The 17,515-nt window shown below is 68.3% G+C and carries 12 protein-coding genes; 4 read left to right on the forward strand and 8 right to left on the reverse strand.

Annotated features, from left to right (window positions below; genetic code table 11):
* Nucleotides 1-60: 60 nt before the first annotated feature.
* Together ACIO9J_RS04310 and ACIO9J_RS04315 are read left to right on the forward strand one after the other, a co-directional pair.
* Nucleotides 61-1,020, forward strand: coding sequence for an alpha/beta fold hydrolase (locus ACIO9J_RS04310; protein WP_401992223.1), 960 nt, complete (start codon nt 61-63; stop codon nt 1,018-1,020).
* A 31-nt stretch (nt 1,021-1,051) separates the two neighbouring features.
* Complete coding sequence (locus ACIO9J_RS04315; RefSeq protein ID WP_401992226.1) at nt 1,052-2,251, forward strand: cytochrome P450; 1,200 nt, start codon at nt 1,052-1,054, stop codon at nt 2,249-2,251.
* A 74-nt stretch (nt 2,252-2,325) separates the two neighbouring features.
* Here the strand turns inward: ACIO9J_RS04315 and ACIO9J_RS04320 are convergent, their stop codons facing one another.
* The 3 genes from ACIO9J_RS04320 to ACIO9J_RS04330 all read right to left on the reverse strand — a co-directional run bounded on the left by ACIO9J_RS04320 (nt 2,326) and on the right by ACIO9J_RS04330 (nt 7,930).
* Nucleotides 2,326-4,314: a BTAD domain-containing putative transcriptional regulator gene (locus ACIO9J_RS04320; RefSeq protein WP_401992229.1), complete on the reverse strand. Its 1,989-nt coding sequence runs from the start codon at nt 4,312-4,314 to the stop codon at nt 2,326-2,328.
* A 39-nt stretch (nt 4,315-4,353) separates the two neighbouring features.
* Nucleotides 4,354-5,745: a salicylate synthase gene (locus tag ACIO9J_RS04325; protein WP_401992232.1), complete on the reverse strand. Its 1,392-nt coding sequence runs from the start codon at nt 5,743-5,745 to the stop codon at nt 4,354-4,356.
* A gap of 748 nt (nt 5,746-6,493) precedes the next feature.
* Nucleotides 6,494-7,930, reverse strand: a complete 1,437-nt coding sequence (locus ACIO9J_RS04330; RefSeq protein WP_401992234.1) for an MFS transporter — start codon at nt 7,928-7,930, stop codon at nt 6,494-6,496.
* Between the two features lie 295 nt (nt 7,931-8,225).
* On the opposite strand from ACIO9J_RS04330, the gene ACIO9J_RS04335 reads away from it, so the two are divergent.
* Entirely contained in the window at nt 8,226-8,951 is a 726-nt protein-coding gene (locus tag ACIO9J_RS04335; protein WP_401992237.1) for a TetR/AcrR family transcriptional regulator, read from the forward strand.
* 218 nt (nt 8,952-9,169) lie between these two features.
* Nucleotides 9,170-9,835, forward strand: coding sequence for a TetR/AcrR family transcriptional regulator (locus tag ACIO9J_RS04340; protein ID WP_401992240.1), 666 nt, complete (start codon nt 9,170-9,172; stop codon nt 9,833-9,835).
* Nucleotides 9,836-9,917: 82 nt separating this feature from the next.
* On the opposite strand, the gene ACIO9J_RS04345 is transcribed toward ACIO9J_RS04340, so the two are convergent.
* The 5 genes from ACIO9J_RS04345 to ACIO9J_RS04365 all read right to left on the reverse strand — a co-directional run bounded on the left by ACIO9J_RS04345 (nt 9,918) and on the right by ACIO9J_RS04365 (nt 17,382).
* Nucleotides 9,918-11,531 carry a (2,3-dihydroxybenzoyl)adenylate synthase gene (locus tag ACIO9J_RS04345; protein WP_401992243.1) on the reverse strand — a complete coding sequence of 538 codons (1,614 nt, stop codon included), beginning with the start codon at nt 11,529-11,531 and terminating at the stop codon, nt 9,918-9,920.
* A gap of 74 nt (nt 11,532-11,605) precedes the next feature.
* On the reverse strand, nt 11,606-12,415 hold the full coding sequence (locus ACIO9J_RS04350) for a thioesterase II family protein (RefSeq protein WP_401992246.1): 810 nt from the start codon (nt 12,413-12,415) through the stop codon (nt 11,606-11,608).
* 7 nt (nt 12,416-12,422) lie between these two features.
* Nucleotides 12,423-14,138, reverse strand: a complete 1,716-nt coding sequence (locus ACIO9J_RS04355; RefSeq protein ID WP_401992249.1) for an ABC transporter ATP-binding protein — start codon at nt 14,136-14,138, stop codon at nt 12,423-12,425.
* Nucleotides 14,135-15,982: an ABC transporter ATP-binding protein gene (locus ACIO9J_RS04360; protein WP_401992252.1), complete on the reverse strand. Its 1,848-nt coding sequence runs from the start codon at nt 15,980-15,982 to the stop codon at nt 14,135-14,137. Before ACIO9J_RS04360 ends, ACIO9J_RS04355 begins: the two co-directional genes overlap by 4 nt.
* Complete coding sequence (locus tag ACIO9J_RS04365) at nt 15,979-17,382, reverse strand: MFS transporter (protein ID WP_401993064.1); 1,404 nt, start codon at nt 17,380-17,382, stop codon at nt 15,979-15,981. Before ACIO9J_RS04365 ends, ACIO9J_RS04360 begins: the two co-directional genes overlap by 4 nt.
* Nucleotides 17,383-17,515 lie beyond the last annotated feature (133 nt).

The raw sequence follows: 17,515 nt of genomic DNA on the forward strand, positions 1-17,515 counted from the left end.
CGGTCAGGCCTCATTCCCCGGATCCTGTTGAGTTCCTCTCCGTCGATTCAAGGAAGCCGCATGCCCCGTCATCACACTGTCGAAGTCAACGGCATACGTTTGCACGTCGCAGAGGAGGGCGAAGGGCCGCTCGTCCTCCTCCTGCACGGATTCCCGGAGTTCTGGTACTCCTGGCGCCACCAGCTCACGGCACTCGCACGGGCCGGCTATCGAGCCGTCGCACCGGACCAGCGCGGCTACGGAAGCAGCGACTGCCCCGATTCTCAAGATGCCTACTCCATCCTGCACTTGACCGGCGATGTCATCGGACTGATCAACGCCCTGGGCGAAGACCAGGCGTACGTCGTCGGTCATGACTGGGGCGCGCTGGTCGCCTGGTCCACCGCCACCCTGCGGCCCGACGTGGTCCGAGGGGTCGCAGGACTCAGTGTCCTGCCGCCGCACGGCCGCGGGCCGGTGCCGCCGCTCCAGCAGATGCACCAGCGGTTCGACGGGCGGTTCTACTGGAACTACTTCGAACAGCCGGGCATCGCCGAAGCGGAGTTCGGCAAGGATCTGGACCGCACCTTCCGACGCATGCTCTACGGCGCCTCCGGCGACCGTCCGCTCAGCGGGCCCCCCGGCCCGCCGCTGGTGCCCGAGGGCAAGGGTTTTCTGGATCTGGCCGCGGACCCCGAGCGTCTTCCCTCCTGGCTGACCGAGGAGGACATCGCCGCGTACGTCACCGCGTTCGGACAGTCCGGCTTCACCGGTCCGCTGAACTGGTATCGCAACCTCGACCGCAACTGGGAGCTGACCTCGGCCTGGGACGGCGCGCGCATCGAGGTACCCGCTCTGTTCGTGGTCGGCGACCGCGACCGGGCGTTCCCCGGCCACGACAACATCGTGTCCGCCCTCGCCCCGGTCGCCCCGCACCATCACGACCCCGTGGTGGTCGCCGGCGCCGGTCACTGGGTGCAGCAGGAGCGGCCCACCGAGGTCAGTTCGGCCCTCCTCTCGTTCCTGGCATCGCTCACCTGACCATCGCCCCCGCTCCCACCCAGGAGTTGCCTTGACCACTCACACCCCCCTCGATCTCGCCGCCCTCGGCGAGGACTTCGCCAGGGATCCGTACCCGGTCTACGAACGGCTGCGCACCGAAGGGCCGGTGCACCGGGTCTGGATGCCGGAGGGAGCCGAGGTCTGGCTCGTCGTCGGATACGAAGAGGCTCGGGCGGCGCTGACCGACCCACGGCTCTCCAAACAGTGGAGCAACGCCGCCGAGTCCTTCCCGATCAAGAGCCCCTCGGGCAGCCACATGATGAACTCGGACATGCCGCAGCACACCCGGCTGCGCAAGCTGGTGGCACGCGAATTCACCTCGCGCCGGATCGAGGCACTGCGTCCACGGGTCCAGGAGATCTGCGACGCATTGCTCAGCCAGATGCTCGCGGCGCCCGAAGGACGAGCCGACCTCGTCGACTCGTTCTCCTTCCCCCTGCCGATGTCGGTCATCTGCGAGCTGCTCGGCGTCCCGTTCTTGGATCAGGCAGAAGTGCGACGTTGGGCGGACGCGGCCATCTCGTCACAGGACCCCGTCGAACGCGCGGCCGCCGCCGCGGACGCCGCTCGCTTCATCGCGACGCTCGTCGAGCAGAAGCGCACGCGGCCCGGCGCGGATCTGCTGAGTGCCCTGATTCGGACCGTCGACGAGGAAGGGGACCGCCTCTCGGTGGACGAGCTGATGGGGACGGTCTTCCTACTGATTGTGGCGGGCCACGAGACCACCACCAATCTGATCGGCAACGGGGTCCACGCACTCCTCACCCACCCCGACCAACTCAGCCTGCTGCGCTCGGACTTCAGCCTCATGGACGCGGCGGTGGAGGAGATGCTGCGCTATGACGGAGCCGTGGAGAGCGCTACCTTCCGGTTCGCGACCGAGTCATTCGAGCTGGGTGGACGGTTCATCACGGCCGGGGAAGCGGTGATGGTCGACCTCAACGCCGCCAACCGTGACGCCGCGCGCTTCGCGACCCCCGACCGGTTCGACATTCGCAGGTCCACCGCCGGCCATGTCGCCTTCGGGCACGGCATCCATCACTGCCTGGGCGCCCCGCTGGCCCGCATGGAGGCACGGATCGCCATCCGGTCCCTGCTGGAGCACTGCCCCGACCTGGCCCTCGACCTGTCCGCCCCCGCGGTGCGGTGGCGCCACGGCATCCTCGTACGAGGTCCGCACCATCTGCCGATCCGCTTCGCCGCGAACTGACGACGCGCTGCCGCATCCGGGCATGAGGGAGGCGGGAACCGGCAACGGTCCCCGCCCCTTCTCATGCCCTTACGTCAGTGCGTGGTGGCGTGCGGCAAGCAGTTCTCCTGCAGCGGCGCCGGTGCCTGGTGCGGTACGAAGCCCCACCCTTGCTCTATCAGGCTGTTGAGCGCCGATTCCCGGTTGGCCAATGGCTCACGCTGGGCGCATTCGGCGGCGTAGAGCCCCATGAGTCCGTGGAATCGGTAGTGGCCTCTCGACGCCTCTTCCAGCATGTGGTTGTCGACGAGCACATCGAGCAGTTGCCGGGCCATCGCGTGACTCGTGCCCACCAGAGTCGCCGCCAGGTGCACCGTGATCGGACTCTCCGAGTGCAGGCCCAGATAGCGGAACATCCGAGCCGCCGGCGCGGGAAGTGCCTGGTAGGAAGTCTCGAACATCGCGCGCAGGCTCGCGGCGGCGTCGCCCTTCACCGTGAGGCGATCCAACAGCACACGTTCGTCGGCGTACCGCTCGACCATGGCCAGCGGTGGGACATCACGTGTCGCGAGCATTCCTTCGACCGCGCTGCGCAGCGCCAGCGGCACCCCTCCGCAGATGGCCGCGAGGCGCATCACGGCCGTCCTCTCACCGTGGAAGCGGTGCCCTCCGAGGTAGGTGATGAGGTCTGCCGATTCGCCGTCGGACAGCGGTCCGATGTGCAGAAGATGGGCGCCGTCACGGATGGCAAGGCCGGAGAGCCGCTGGCGGCTCGTGGCCAGTACGCAGGACGAACCGCTGGGCATCAGCGGCCGCAGCTGGTTGGCGGAGAGCGCGTCATCGAGGACGACGAGCATGCGCCGCCCGTGCAGCAGACTCCGGTAGAGGGCTCCCCGCCCGGCCAGGTCATCGGGGATCCGCGCCTCGTCGACACCCAGGCTGCGCAGGAGCTGGGCCAGTGCCTCCAGGGCGGAGAGCGGCTTCTCCTGCAGGCCCGTACCGCACAGGTCGACGAACAGCTGACCGTCCGGGAACCGATCGCGCAGCCGATAAGCCAGTTCCAGGGAGAACGCCGTCTTGCCCACACCCGCGAGACCGTCCACGACCGCCACTCGCGTGCTGGCGTTGTGCCGCCCGTCGTCGTCGCCCAGTGTCCGCTCCAGCTCGGCGAGTTCCGCCGCGCGCCCGACGAATCCCCGTGCCAGCGGCGGTAGTTGAGCAGGACGTGGGGTGTCACCCAGAGCTCCGTCGGCGAGGTCACCCTCGCCCCCTGGCGCAGTGGGCGGCTCACGGCGGGCCGCAGCCTTCGGACTTGGACTCCCCAGCAGGATCTCTTGATGGAGGTTGCGCAGCTCCGCACCCGGTTCTATGCCCAACTCGCGATTGAGCAGGTCTCGTGTCTTGGTGTACACGGCGAGTGCGTGCGCCTGGCGATCGCAGCGGTACAGGGTCAGCATCAGCAGCCAGCGCAGCTTCTCACGCAGCGGCTCCTCCATCACCGCGGCGGACAGGTCGGCGACGGTTTCGGCGTGCCGCCCTTCCTCCAGCATGTCCGACGCCCACTCCTCCACGGCTGTCAGCCGCAGATCCTGGAGCCTGGCCCGTTCCATGGCAGCGAAGGGTCCCGGAACGCTGGAGTACGCCTCTCCGTGCCAGAGCGTCAGGGCCTCCTCGTACAGCCCGACGGCCCTTTGCGCGTCACGTTCGGCATGCGCTTTTCGGGCTTGTGCGTGGCTTCGCGTGAACCGCGTGACGTCCACCGCGTCGGGGTCGATGCGCAGACAGTAGCCACCGGAGGCGGACGCGAGGACGGAACTGTCTCCTCGCCTGCTGCGGCCGGGCTCCAGCGCGCGTCTCAGCCCGGCGACGTAGGTGTGCACGCCATTGGCGGCCGTCTGTGGAATGTCGCTTCCCCAAACAGCGTCGATGATGCGCTCGATCCCCACGACATCGCCGACCCTGCTGGCCAGAAGGCCGAGGACAGCCCGCTGTTTCGGTGGCCCGAGCGGGACTTCGGTACCGTCCCGCCACACTCGTATGGGCCCCAGGAGCTGGACCCGTATGGACTCCCCCGTTGTCAGCACAGTGCGGTCACCTCCAGAAGTTGTGGGGCTGGTCGTCTGTCAACGCACGTGCCCGGCGTGACCGGAACCGACCAGGGCAGCGGCGTCCGCGGGGCCTTCGGCCGGCGCCAGTACCGACAGGGCCACGCATCGCAGCTTCTCCCGTGTCTCCTCGAGTTCACGCTCGGGACGAGAGTGCTCGACGATGCCCGCGCCGGCCTGCAGCCACGCCTGGCCGTCCTGCGCGTAGACACTGCGCAGGACCAGAGCCGCATCCATGGCGCCCGCCTCGGTCACCTTCAGCACGGCGCCCGCGTACGGTCCACGCCGGAACTGCTCGTACCCGCGAATGGCTTCGTACGCGGCGTGCTTGGGCACACCGGACGCGGTGACAGCCGGAAAGACCGCACTGAACGCGTCCCAGGGGGTGCAACCTTCGGGCATCCGTCCCGCCACCCGGGAGGCCAAGTGCTGAACGGAACCTCGTTCCTTGACGGTCATGTACTCCTCGACGACGACCGACTCCAGGGCGCAGGGCCCGGCGAGTTCATCGACCGCGACCTTCACCGAGATGGCATGTTCGTGCAACTCCTTGGGGTCGGAGATGAGCTCCTCACGGAGCTTGCGATCCACATCGGCGTCGCCCGTCAGAGCTCGCGTGCCGGCCAGCGGCTGACTGACGACCCGGCGGCCGGGACTCACCTCGACGACCGTCTCCGGACTGAACCCGAAGCAGCGCAACCCGCCCATGTCCAGGAGGAAGGACCGTGCCGGCGTGTTCTCACGGCGGCCCTTCCGGTAACTGGCGGGGAAGTCGACCTCGGCTTCGACCGGCACGCGGCGGGAGAGGATGGCCTTCTGCAACTTGCCCGAGCGGATGTCCCCGACGAGAGACGCGACACCGTTGCGATAGACCTCGGCGCCCTTCTCCAGATCCACGGGAACCTGCTGTCGCCGTTCGGCCGGATCCATACGATGCGCCGTCACATTCGCCTGGATCCGGTCCAGAGCGACTTCCACGTCCGCCAACGAGGCGCTGTCCAGGCCGCGCACGACCATGCGGGACTCCGAGAGCAGGATCTCCGTCTCAGGGACGACGAGGTGCAGCAGTACCCCGGGGTCCACGGCCATGCCGGCGATGGCATGTGCGAGTTCGAAGGCGCTCCAGCCGTAGGCACTCCAGTCGGCGATGTGCAGCCGGGCCAGGAAGTCTTGGACCTGCCGCAGCGGATCCCCGTGCCAGCGTTCCTCACGGCTCTCTCCGAACTCCGTACATCGCAGGCGATCGGCGCTCAGTATCACTTCCGCGGCGACGCCCCCGGCTATGGACCAGCCCTCCGAGGATTCGTGGACCATATAGGTCTCAAAGATGCCTGAGGAGGCAACCTCAGCAGCGATGTCCAGCGGTTCACATGTGGTTTCCACCACGACGGTGCGGTAATGGGCCTTCATTTCACTTCCTCCATGCGTAGAGCGACAGCGCAGCAGCTATTGCGACAGATACATGACGGATTGAGCAGACCGAAAGACGCGCACAGAAAGGCGTCGAGGGTACGCGGAGACGGGCGATTACCCTAAGATTGAGTGAGATTCCCCAGCAAGCGAACACAGCCTTGAGCGCGACCGCACGCTGACGCCATGCCGCCGCACCCACAGCAAAGGGAGAAGAATCAAGACAGAAGGCAGAGCGCACCACACTGCACGCTCCGGCGCAGGCCACACGCCCACGCACCCCTCAGATCTACCGAGGCCGCTCCGCGTTGATACCCGGGATTATCATTGCCGGGCAATTAATGAGCATAATACAAAAACGACTGTTCCCGTGATGGGCAAGCAGTCGTCGTCGCCTATTGCGCAGCATCCATTATGCATCGCCACCTCGGCAAGATAAACGCCCCCATGCCGATCCGGTTAACCGGATCGACCGAACTGGATGCGAGTCTACCTAGCGGTGAGTGCCGATTCAACACAACTTTAAAACGAGTTCTAGATTTACTCGATGTTCACCCTCAGAAGAAGCAGCCATCTGGCCATCGTCCAGCAAAAGCAAGCCATCACCCCCCGAACAGATCCGTTAAATTCCACACCCCAATTGGACAAATCGTGCAGAGCGCAATGGAACCCAGCGGCGGCGGGAGTCGGCGGGGGATTGCGGCTCCCGCCGCCGCAGCTTGAGTCCCCTGACAGGGGGGGGCACATCTCAGCGCGTGTCTGCCGTCACATTGGGCTGCACCGAGGTCGTGGAAGGCGGTGACTGGGTCGCCTGCCTGCCTCCGCGCACCTGTCCGGGCAGCACGAAGATCGCCACGAGCAACGCGACCAGCAGGAAGCCTCCGGCCAGGAGAAATCCCAAGGCGTACCCGTCAGCCGCCGCCACCTGTTGCCCGGCGCCGGCGTCAAGACGGCTGTCGGTGCGAGCGGTCTGCACCGTCACGAGGACGGCGAGACCAATGGCGCCACCGATCTGGCGGGAGGAGTTCAGCAGTGCCGATGCCATGCCCGCTTCCTGCGGCGGGAGCCCGCCGGTGGCGGCAGCCGTGAGCGGCACGAAGGAAGTCCCGATGCCGAGCCCGGCCACCAGAGAAGGCCCGAGGACGTCCGTCACATAACTCCCCGACGCGTCCACCAGCCCGAACCAGCCGAACCCCGCGGCCGCGAGCACGGCAGCCGGGATCAGCAGCATCTTCACGCCGACCACGGGCAGGAGGCGTGTGGCCAGCCGGATGCCCAGTACCACGATCAGACACAGCGGCAGGAACGCCAGGCCCGCCTCAGCGGCCCCCAGCCCCAGGGTCCGTTGCAGATAGAGCGAGAGGAAGTAGAAGACGCCGAACTGACCGGCCACGAGAAGCGCCATGTAGAGATTGGCGCCGCCGACACTGCGCCTGCCCAAGAGGCTGAGCCGGATCAACGGGTCGGGCATGGGCCCGAACTGCTCCCACAGGCCGAAGGCGACCAGCAGGATCGCGGCAGCCGCCAAGGTGACCACGGTGGTACCCGACGTCCAGGCGAGCTGCTCCGTACGCACCACACCAAGGATCAGGAGGCCGATACCCGCGGTGGCCAGTATCGCGCCGACGACATCGAGCCGGCCGCGCTTGTTGCCGAACGTGCCGGCCGGGATGCTGCGCATCGCGAGGACCACGACGCCGAGCACCATCGGAAGATTGACGAGCATCACCCAGCGCCAGCCTGCGTATTCGGTGAGCAACCCACCGATCAGGACGCCCGCTCCACCGCCCACGGCGGAGACGGCGGCATACACGCCAAGGGCCTTGGTTCGCTCCTTCCCCTCGCGCTGAGTCAGTGTCAGCACGGCCAGCGCCGCCGGTGCCATCACCGCCGCGCCGACGCCCTGCACGGCACGGGCGACCACCAACTGCCATGGCTCCTGGGCGAGTCCACCGACCAGGGAGGCCACGGCGAACACCGTGGCCCCGGACAACAGGATGCGTCGCTGCCCGAACATGTCCGCGGCCCGACCACCCAGGAGGAGGAAGCCGCCGAAGAGCAGGGCATAGATGTTGACCACCCAGGGAAGCTGGGCCGGATCGAAGTCGAGACCGGCGCCCATGTCGGGCAGCGCGACGTTCACGATCGTCATATCCAGGGTCACCATGAACTGGGCCAGGGCCACTGCGAAGAGAGCCCTTCCCCGGCTCAGACCCGCCTGAGACATCTACCCTCCAGAGTTTTTGTACCCGTAAGACGTACGCGTAAGATAACCGTAGCCCAAGGCCGGTTGACTGTCACCCCCGCTCCGCGTCCGCTGCCGCACAAGGGCTTCTGGCCAGGCAAGACGGACCGAATCCGATCTTCCGGCGCACGGCGCGGGGACAGATGAGGAGGCGAACGCAGTGGAGTCGAAGCGGCCGGACAGCAACCGCAGACGTGGCCCCCGCGCGCGAGGCAGGACCTCGCTCTCACAGGAGGTGATCGTCGCCGCGGCCCAGCAGGTCATCGACGACGAGGGCGAGGGCAGTCTGTCCATGCGGCGATTGGCCCGGGAGCTGTCCATCACCCCGATGGCCCTCTACCACCACGTGCGCGACAAGCACGAGTTGCTGTTGCTGCTGCTGGAGGCCAAGGCGCAGAACGTACCTCGGCCCACGTTGCCCCATGACCCGCGCGAGCGGCTTGTCGTGAGCTCCCAGCTGCTCTACGACACGCTGAGCGACTGCCCGTTCCTCGGCGAGATCCTGACCTCCGAGAACCTCATGACGGCCTCGAACCTCTGGATCATCGAGACCCTGGTGGAATCCGCCGTCCAGTGTGGTTTCGAGCTCGCCGAGGCCGTTCACATCTATCGCATCATCTGGGACTACACCGCCGGTGAACTCTTGATCCGCTACGCCGGCGAGCGACGCCTCGCCCAGCTGGATCAACCTCCCTACCGGGAGCGCGTCTTCGCCGAGATGGACTCGCGCACCCACCCGCGGCTCCACTCCCTGGCGGACCGCTGGACCGGTCTCACGGCGCGGCAGACCCACCGTGAAGGGCTTGAAGCGCTGGTCGAGGGGTTCCTGCGCGGCCGCGATCCGATACTGCGCCGATCCACGTCCGCCGACGGGCCCACCTCGACGGATGGATCGCCGCGTACGGCGGTGGACGGGGTGTTACCGTGTCGGCCAGATGCCACGGGGCGTCAACCCCTCTGACTCCAGGAACGGGTTGCCACTCGGCCGCCGCGAGCGCCCAGGTGGGTTCCCGTCCGCTTTACGATGCTGCCACCAGGGTCCCTTCGCCTCACCGCACAGCGGTCGCGGCGCCATCGGCTCCCTCAAGCGCCAGTGAGGCGACGGTAGGAGCCACGGACCTCAACCGCATGACAGACGCACCACAAGTGCGGTCGTTGAGACGTGAAGGAAAGGGACGGATGCAGCCCCGATCGAAGCGCACCGGAAGGACCGGACGTCCGCCACGGTTGTCGCAGCAGGCGATCATCTCAGCCGCAGAGCAGCTGCTGGCGGCGGAGGGCGCCGACGCCCTGTCGATGCGGCGCCTGGCGAAGGAGCTCGCCAGCACGCCCATGGCCCTCTATCACCATGTGCGCGACAAGGACGAGCTGTTGCTGCTGCTGTTGGAGGCACACGCGCAGCGCATGCCCCGTCCCGAACTCCCGGAGGACCCTCGCGAGCGTCTGATCGCCGCGGGACAGGTGCTCCACGATGTCCTCGCCGACTGCCCCTGGATCGTCGAGGTGCTCGCATCGGACGACCTCATGGCAGTCTCCGCGCTGTGGATCGTGGAGGCGATGGTGGACGCCGCGATCAAGTGCGGACTGACCCCCGAGCAAGCCGTCGACGCCTACCGCATCATCTGGTACTACACGGTCGGCGAGCTGATGGTCCGCGTGAGCCGTGAGCGGCGCCAGGCCGATGCCGACCGCCCCTCGTATCGCGACCGTACCTTCTCGATGCTCGCGGCGGACGAGTACCCGCGTCTCGCGGCTCTCTCCGACCGTTGGGCCACACTCACCGCCCACGACACCCACCGCCAAGGCCTTGAGACGGTGGTCGAAGGGCTCCTCGCACGCGCTTGACCCGTCATCGGTGAAGCACACGTGTGCGTGCGCAGTGGTTCGGTACGGAGTCACGCTCCGTACCGAACCCATGGGCGGGACCTCAAGAAGTGGTGTGGCCCTGGAGCACCCTCACGCGCAGGCTCTTCTTGTCGATCTTGCCGACGGCGGTCATCGGGAAGTCGGAGACCACCTCCAGAAGGTCCGGCAGCTTGTAGGCGGCGATGCCACGCGCCCGGAGAGCGGACTGCACCTCCCGCAGCGTCGGGGGGCGGTCGGGATGCCGCGGCACGATGCACGCACACGTCCGCTCTCCCATGAGGTCGTCGGGCAGCGCGATGACCGCTGCGCCCACAATGCCCTCGTCGCCGAGCAGATGCTCCTCCAGCTCCTGCGCCGGGACCTTCTCCCCTCCCCGATTGACCACATCGTTGACCCGCCCGACCACTTCGAGATTCCCGTCAGCGGTGCGAATCACCACATCGCCGCTGCAGAAGTAGCCGTCATCGGTGAATCGGGTCCGATTGTGTTCTGGCGCACGGTAGTAGCCACGCAGGGTGTAAGGACCACGGGTCAGCAACTCGCCCGGTTCGCCGTAACCGGCCGGTCGGCCGTCCTCTCGGATCACCAGCAGCTCGTCCGCCGGCGACAGCGGGCGTCCTTGCGTGCCGCAGACGACGTCCCACGGATCGTCCAGGCGCGTGTAGTTGAGCAGCCCTTCGGCCATTCCGTAGACCTGCTGAAGCATGCAGCCGAGTCCAGCCGGCACCTGCCGTGCCGTGTTCACATCGAGCTTGGCGCCCCCCACCTGAAGCAGCTTCAGCGCGGAGAGGTCACGCTCGTTCCACTCCGTCGCCTCCAGCCACAGGGGCAGCAGTGGCGGCACCAGGGAAGTGGCCGTCACGCCGGCCCTCTCGATGAGCGGAAAGCAAATCTCCGCCGTCGGCGCGGGAGCCAGCACGGCCGCTCCCCCGAGCCGCAGCGCACCCAGCACGCCGGGGCAGGCCAGGGCGAAGTTGTGCGCCATCGGCAATGCCGCCAAGTAGCGGCTCTCCGGTCCGAACCCGCACAGCCGGGCGCTCTCGCGTATCTGATACGTGTAATCGGCATGGGTGCGCGGTATGAGCTTGGGCTGGCCCGTGGTCCCGCCGGAGAGCAGGAAAAGTGCGACGTCGAGCGGGTCGGGCGCGGGGAGTTCGAGAGGTTCCGCGTCCACCTCACCGAGGGCGGTGAAGGGTCCGGCGTCGCCCGCCACGAGCACTTCCCGCAGGGTGGAACAGCGAAGCGCGACGTCCTTGGCCAGTCGGCCGTACTCACTGTCCATGGATTCGGCAGGGCACACGTAGACCACCGCCTCGGAGGTGTCCACGAGGTGCGTGATCTCCGCCGCCCGGTGCGCCGGAAGCGCGAACACCGGAAGCGCACCCAGCCTGAACAACGCCAGACTGAGCACCACCAGGTCCGGTGTGTTCGGCAGTTGTACGACGACGCGCTCACCCGCCCGTAGTCCTCGACCCCACAGCCCCGCGGCCATCCGGTCGGCGGCCAGGTCGACTTCGGCGAAGGTCAGCCGCTGGTCGGGAGTGATCAGTGCTGTTCGATCGGCGCGCCCCGGAACGCCCGCAGGCCACACTCCCAGTGTTTCATCCGTCCAGTACCCGCGTTGCCGGTACCGCAGGACCACCGGATCGGGCCAGCTCACAAGGTCTTCACTCATCGGGGACACTCCTTCGGCTCAGATGCGAGTCGAGGGCTCGGCCCCCGTCTCGCAGTGCGTTGATACGTCGCAGGTCAAGGCATGGCCAACCGGCCCGCGGATGTACTGGTTCCGGCCGCACGCGCCTGGCCCACGACGATGTCGAGCACCTCCCGGCGGTGTGTCTCGAGATAGAAGTGTTCGCCCGGGTAGGCGCGTACCTCGCACGGGCCTTCGGTCGCTTCACGCCATGCCGTGGCCTCCCGCTCGTCGACCTCGGGATCCCCCTCGCCGTACAGAACGGTGACCGGAACCCGCAGTGGGGCCCCGGGCAGCGGCCTGTACGTCTCGATGAGTTGGTAGTCGCGGCGGATGGTGGGAAGCACGGCCGCCATCAGAGACGTGTTGCCCAGAACGCCGCTCTCCGTGCCGCCGAGGCGACGCAGATCGGCGAGCAGGTCGTCGTCGGTCCCCAGGTGCACCGTGCCCGGCCGGGACAGCGGTGGAGCGGGACGCCCCGAGGCGACCAGGGCCACGGGAGGCAGGCCGGCGGCGGTGAGCCGCCGGGCGACCTCATAGGCGACAGCGGCTCCCATGCTGTGGCCGAACAGCACAGTGGGCAAAGATGCTCCCTGCGCTGCCTCGGACAGCATCTCGGCGGCGATCGACCCCGCCAGGTCCGCCATCTCAGTGGGTGCCGTCTCCTCGTACCGCTCCTCACGGCCGGGGTACTGGAGCACGGCGAACTCCACGTCCCAAGGGGCTTCCACGGCCCACCTGCGGTAGTGGCTCGCGGAGCCGCCGGCGTGCGGGAAGCAGAGCACCCGGGCGCGGGCACAGACACGCGGCGCGGGGCGCCGCACAGCCGGGCCACCCCGGGCCGGTGCCAGGGAATCGGAGAACATCTATGCCTCACTCACTGAGTACGGGTTCCGAAGAGAGCTGCCAGAACCGGGCATAGGCCCCGTCCCGGCCCAGCAGTTCGTCATGGGTGCCCTGCTCGACGATCCGGCCACGCTCGACGAACGCAATGTGGTCGGCCCGTTGGACCGTCCGAAGTCGGTGGGCGACCACCACCACGGTGCGCCCCTCCAGCAGTCGACCGATGCCTTCCTGGACGGCCGCTTCGTTCTCCGGGTCCAGCGCGGACGTCGCCTCGTCCAGCAGCACCACGGGAGAGTCCTTGAGCAGTGCCCGGGCGATCGACACACGTTGGCGCTCCCCGCCCGACAGCACGGCGCCCCCCTCCCCCACGTTGGTCGACCAGCCCTCGGGAAGCCGTGCCACCACCTCGTCCAGGCCTGCGGCCGTGGCGGCGGTGTGCACCTCGGCATCGCTCGCGTCAGGGCGCCCGAGGCGAATGTTGGCCTCGATGGTGCCTTCGAAGAGATAGACACTCTGGAAGACGATGGAGATGCGGCTCATCAAGCGCTCGGTACTGATGTCGCGCACGTCCGCCCCGCCCAGGCGCACCGCTCCCGCGTCCACATCGTGGAAACGCGCGATCAGCTGGAGCAGCGTGCTCTTCCCGGCACCGGACGGGCCCACGATCGCGAGACACCGCCCCTCGGGCACGTTCAAGGACAGCCCGTCGAACACCTTGCGGCCGCCGCGGACAAAGTCCACCGAATCGAACGCGAGGTCATTGCCGAGCGGTTCGGCCGCGACCTCGGGCTCGGGCAGCGGCTCCTCACGGAGTACCGCGTCGAGCCGCTCCAGTTCACCTCGCGACGCCCTCATCTGACCGGACAGATCAGACAGAGACAGCAGCGGATCCACGCATCGGGCAGCCAGGATCAACAGCGCCAGCACCTCTGCCGGTTGAATCCGGCCGCCGAGCGCAAGGGCTGCGCCAAGGACCATCAGCAACGTGAACACGGCCTGCACGGTGAACGACAGTCCCAGCACGCCCGGCAACGCGGTCATGGCGGAACGGCGCACCGCGCTTCGCTGTCCGCTCAGCGCGTCGTCCAACTTCCGGAATCCCTCGGTCGTCCGGCCCCCCACCCGCAGCACCGGCTGCGCCCGCACGTATTCAATGACCCGGCCGGCCGCCTCGTCTCCCATGCGTGCGCGTTCCGCGTCCTGAGCAGCCGTGGCTCGCCCGGTCCAGATCTGCGTCGCCGCGACGACGGGAGCGGCGGCAAGGGCGGCGAGGCCCATCCGCCAGTCGTAACAGAGCAGGACGACCACCACGGTGAGCGGCGTGGCGCAGGCACCGATCAGTGGCTGGAGACGGTGCGCCGGGACGGCCATCACCTGCAGCACACTGCGGCTGGCGAGCACGGAGACGTCGCCGACTCGCTGCGGCGTGAACCAGCCCAGGGGCAGCCGGGCCAGATGGTCGCCCAACCGGTGGTGGAGGCCGCGTGAGAGCGTGGCGCCCACGCGGAAGCCCGACACATCCCCGAGGTAACGCAGCACCGCGCAACCGATCGCGGCGGCCGCGAAAGCACCCAGCCATGGCCAGGCATTGTCGGGTGTGTCGCTGAAGAGCGCGTTCAGCATCGGGACCAGCAGCGCATAGGACAGGCCCTCGGCGACCGCCGTCGCCGTCATCAGGGCGATGGTGCGGCGCAGCAGCCGGGCGTCCTCGGCCCTCAGCAAGCGCAGAAGCAGACGTGTCATCGGAGCTCGCTTTCCGGCATGACCGCGCCGCGGCCGTCCGGCGTGGTGTCACGCCATGCCTGTTGGGCCTGCCACATCGTGGCGAACTTGCCTTGCCTCGCCAGAAGTTCCTGGGGACTGCCGCGCTCCGAGATCCGTCCGGCCTCCAGTGTGACGACGGTGTCGGCGTTGATGATCGTCTCGAGCCGGTGCGCGATGACCAGTTGGGTGCGATGCTCCTTGAGCGTGTCCAGGGCCGAGCGCACTTCGTGCTCCGTACGCGGGTCGGCGGATGCGGTGGCCTCGTCGAGCACCAGCACGGGGGCGTCGGTGAGCAGGGCTCGGGCGATGGAGATGCGCTGCGCCTCTCCCCCGGAGAATCCGGCGTCCTCACCGATCACGGAGTCGTAGCCCCGGGGCAGTTCCAGGATCCGATCGTGGATCCGGGCGAGCCTGGCCGCGTGTTCCACCTCCTGTCGATCGGCGTGCGGCACCGCGAGCGCGATGTTCTCAGCCACGGTGGCGCGCAGGAGCCGCACGTCCTGAAAGACGAAGGAGATCAGCCGGTGCAGATCCTTGGTCGCGATGTCCCGGAGATCGACACCGCCCAGCAGAACGGAGCCGCGCGTCGGGTCGAAGAACCGCGGCAGCAGTTGAGCCAGGGTGGACTTCCCACCGCCCGAGGGGCCCACCAGCGCCGTGACCGTCCCCGGCTCGAGGACGAGGTCGATACCACGCAGGACCTCGTGACCGGGCTCGTAGCCGAATCCGACGTCACAGAGCTCCACCCGGTGGCCCTGCGGAGTACGTGGGGCGGAGGGCTCGGGCTGCACCGGCACCTCGAGCAACGCACGGATCCGGCCCGCGGCCCGCTGCGCGGCCTGCACGTCGTCGAGCCCGTGGCCGAGAGCGGCGACCGGCGCGGTCAGACCGAGGGCGAGGAGCACGAAGGGGAGCAGGTCCGCGGGCGGCATGCCGTCGAAGGTGATCAGTGCCGTTCCACCGGAGAGGACGACCAGCATGACGAACGGAGGTGAGAGCACCAGTGATGCCATGGCTCCCAGACCTGCGACGCCGAGCACCCACCCGAGGAAGTACTCGGCGAAATCGTCGGCCGCCTTGATGAAGGCGCGATGCGCGCGACCGGAGCTGCCGAACGCCTTGACCACCGCAACGCCCTCGACGAACTCGACGGCGGAGCCGGCGATCCGGCCCATGGCCATGTCCAGCGCCAATTGGTCACGGCGCCGGGAGTCCGACATGAGCATGAGGTTCAGGACCAGACCGAGCGCCACCGGTACCAGGGCGATCAGGGTGAACCGCCAGTCGATACAGAACAGGTAGACCAGGGAGGCCAGCGGCACCACCACGGCAGAGGTGATCTCTCCCGGAGTGTGAGCCGTCAGCGGGTGCAGGTCACCGACATCGTTCTGTACCACCTGCCCGAGTCCGCCCGCACTGCGCCGGGAGTACCAGCCGATGGGTACGCGGCCGAGGTGGGATGCGATCAACTTCCGCAGGGACAACTGGAGTTCGCCGTCGACGACATGCCCGATACCGGAGGACAGCGCGCTGAACAGCACGCGAACCAGCAACCCCACCGCGCCAAGGGAGATGACGGTCCACACGCGGCCCTCGTCGATCGGCCCGGACGACAGGAGCGCACGGCCCAGTTCGACCACGGCGATCAGCGGCGCGAGACCCGCGAGTGCGCCGATGGTCTGCAGGAGGAGGACAGCGGCAAGGCTGAAGCGGTGCGGGCGCAGCAGGCCAGTGAGCGCCTGCCATCCGGCCGGCCCGGCGGCCGACTGTTCGACGGACCCCGGGTCCTCTTCTGCGGCCGCGCCGGCTTCGGTGGAGGTCACTGCCGTGCCTCCGTCGCCGGGGCACCCGCACGGTCGGACGGCGCCGCGGCGGGGGCCGCGGCGGTCTCGCGGGCCCTACTGGGCAGCACGAAGGCCGCGGTGAGCGCCGCCACCGCGAGGATCGCTCCGGCCAGGCCGAGACCGAGACCGAAGCCGCTGGTCATCGCTTCCTTGGGCGCGTCCCCTGCGGCGAGGCCGTCCTCGGTGTGGCGGACCTGGACGGTCACGAGAGCGGCGAGCCCGATCGCCCCGCCGATCTGTCGTGCGCTGTTGAGCAGCGCCGAGGCCATTCCCGCCTCATGCGGCGCGAGTCCGCTCGTGGCGGCGCCGGTCGGCGGCACGAAGCAGACTCCGATACCGAACCCCGCGACCAGGGACGGCCCGAGGATGTCGGCAACAAAGCTGCCGGACGCGCTGATCAGGCCGAACCAGCCGAAGCCGACGGCCGCCAGCAGACCACCGGGCACGAGCAGGGCCTTGGATCCGAGGGTGCCCAGCAACCGGGTCGAGACGGCGCTGCCCGCGATCATGCCGGCACAGAAGGGCAGGAAGGCGGTACCGGCGGCGACCGGCTTCATCTCGAGCACCTGCTGGAGGTAGAGCGAAACGAAATAGAAACCGGCGAACTGGCCCGCGCACACCAGGAGCATGAAGAGATTCGCACCGCCGACGCTGCGCCGGGCGAGCAGCCCGAACCGCACCAGCGGGTCCGTTGCCGATGGGCGGGTTTCCACCATGACGAAGGCCACGAGCAGCACCACCGCGCCCGCCAGCGTGCCCAGCGTCATGCCCGAGGTCCAGGCGTACTCATTGGTGCGCACGACGCCGAGCACGAGCAGGCCCACGCCGCCGGTGCCCAGGATGCCGCCCAGCACATCGAGCCGCCGGCCCCCGCCGGACGCCCCCTGGGGAATGTGACGCATGGCCAACCAGACCACTGCCAGCGCCATCGGGACGTTCACGAGCATGACCCAGCGCCACCCTCCGTACTCGGTGAGCAAACCACCGAAGAGAACGCCCGCCGCCCCGCCCACGGCCGATACCGCGGCGTAGACGCCCAAGGCCCTGGTGCGCTCGCGCCCCTCACGCTGAGTGGTGGTCAGAATCGCGAGCGCGGCGGGCGCGAGGGCAGCGGCTCCAAGGCCCTGCACCACGCGCGCGACGATCATCTGGACCGGGCTCTGGGCCAGTGCACCGCCGAGCGAGGCCACCGCGAAGACCACCGCGCCGCTGACCAGCAACCGTCGCTGGCCGTACACGTCCGCGGCGCGGCCGCCCAGCAGCAGCAGACCTCCGAACACCAGCGAGTACGCGTTGACAACCCAGGACAACTGGTCCGGGGCGAAGCCCAGACCGGTGCGGATGGCGGGCAGCGCCACGTTCACGATCGACATGACCATCGTGACCGTGAACTGGGCCAAGGCCACTGCGAGAAGCACTCGCCCCCTGTTCATACCTGCCTCGTTCACAGCTCCTCCAACTTTTCGTACGCGTTATTTGTACGCGTACAAGAATGTACAAGGAGCAAGCTGC

This window comes from Streptomyces sp. NPDC087300 (assembly GCF_044744425.1).
Lineage (GTDB): Bacteria > Actinomycetota > Actinomycetes > Streptomycetales > Streptomycetaceae > Streptomyces.

What these genes read in the sequence shown, in the direction of transcription:
- ACIO9J_RS04345 (WP_401992243.1), bottom strand. Translation starts at nt 11,531, where the DNA reads ATGAGTGAAGACCTTGTGAGCTGGCCCGATCCGGTGGTCCTGCGGTAC.
- ACIO9J_RS04365 (WP_401993064.1), bottom strand. Translation starts at nt 17,382, where the DNA reads ATGGTCATGTCGATCGTGAACGTGGCGCTGCCCGCCATCCGCACCGGT.
- ACIO9J_RS04325 (WP_401992232.1), bottom strand. Translation starts at nt 5,745, where the DNA reads ATGAAGGCCCATTACCGCACCGTCGTGGTGGAAACCACATGTGAACCG.
- ACIO9J_RS04355 (WP_401992249.1), bottom strand. Translation starts at nt 14,138, where the DNA reads ATGACACGTCTGCTTCTGCGCTTGCTGAGGGCCGAGGACGCCCGGCTG.
- ACIO9J_RS04340 (WP_401992240.1), top strand. Translation starts at nt 9,170, where the DNA reads ATGCAGCCCCGATCGAAGCGCACCGGAAGGACCGGACGTCCGCCACGG.
- ACIO9J_RS04310 (WP_401992223.1), top strand. Translation starts at nt 61, where the DNA reads ATGCCCCGTCATCACACTGTCGAAGTCAACGGCATACGTTTGCACGTC.
- ACIO9J_RS04350 (WP_401992246.1), bottom strand. Translation starts at nt 12,415, where the DNA reads ATGTTCTCCGATTCCCTGGCACCGGCCCGGGGTGGCCCGGCTGTGCGG.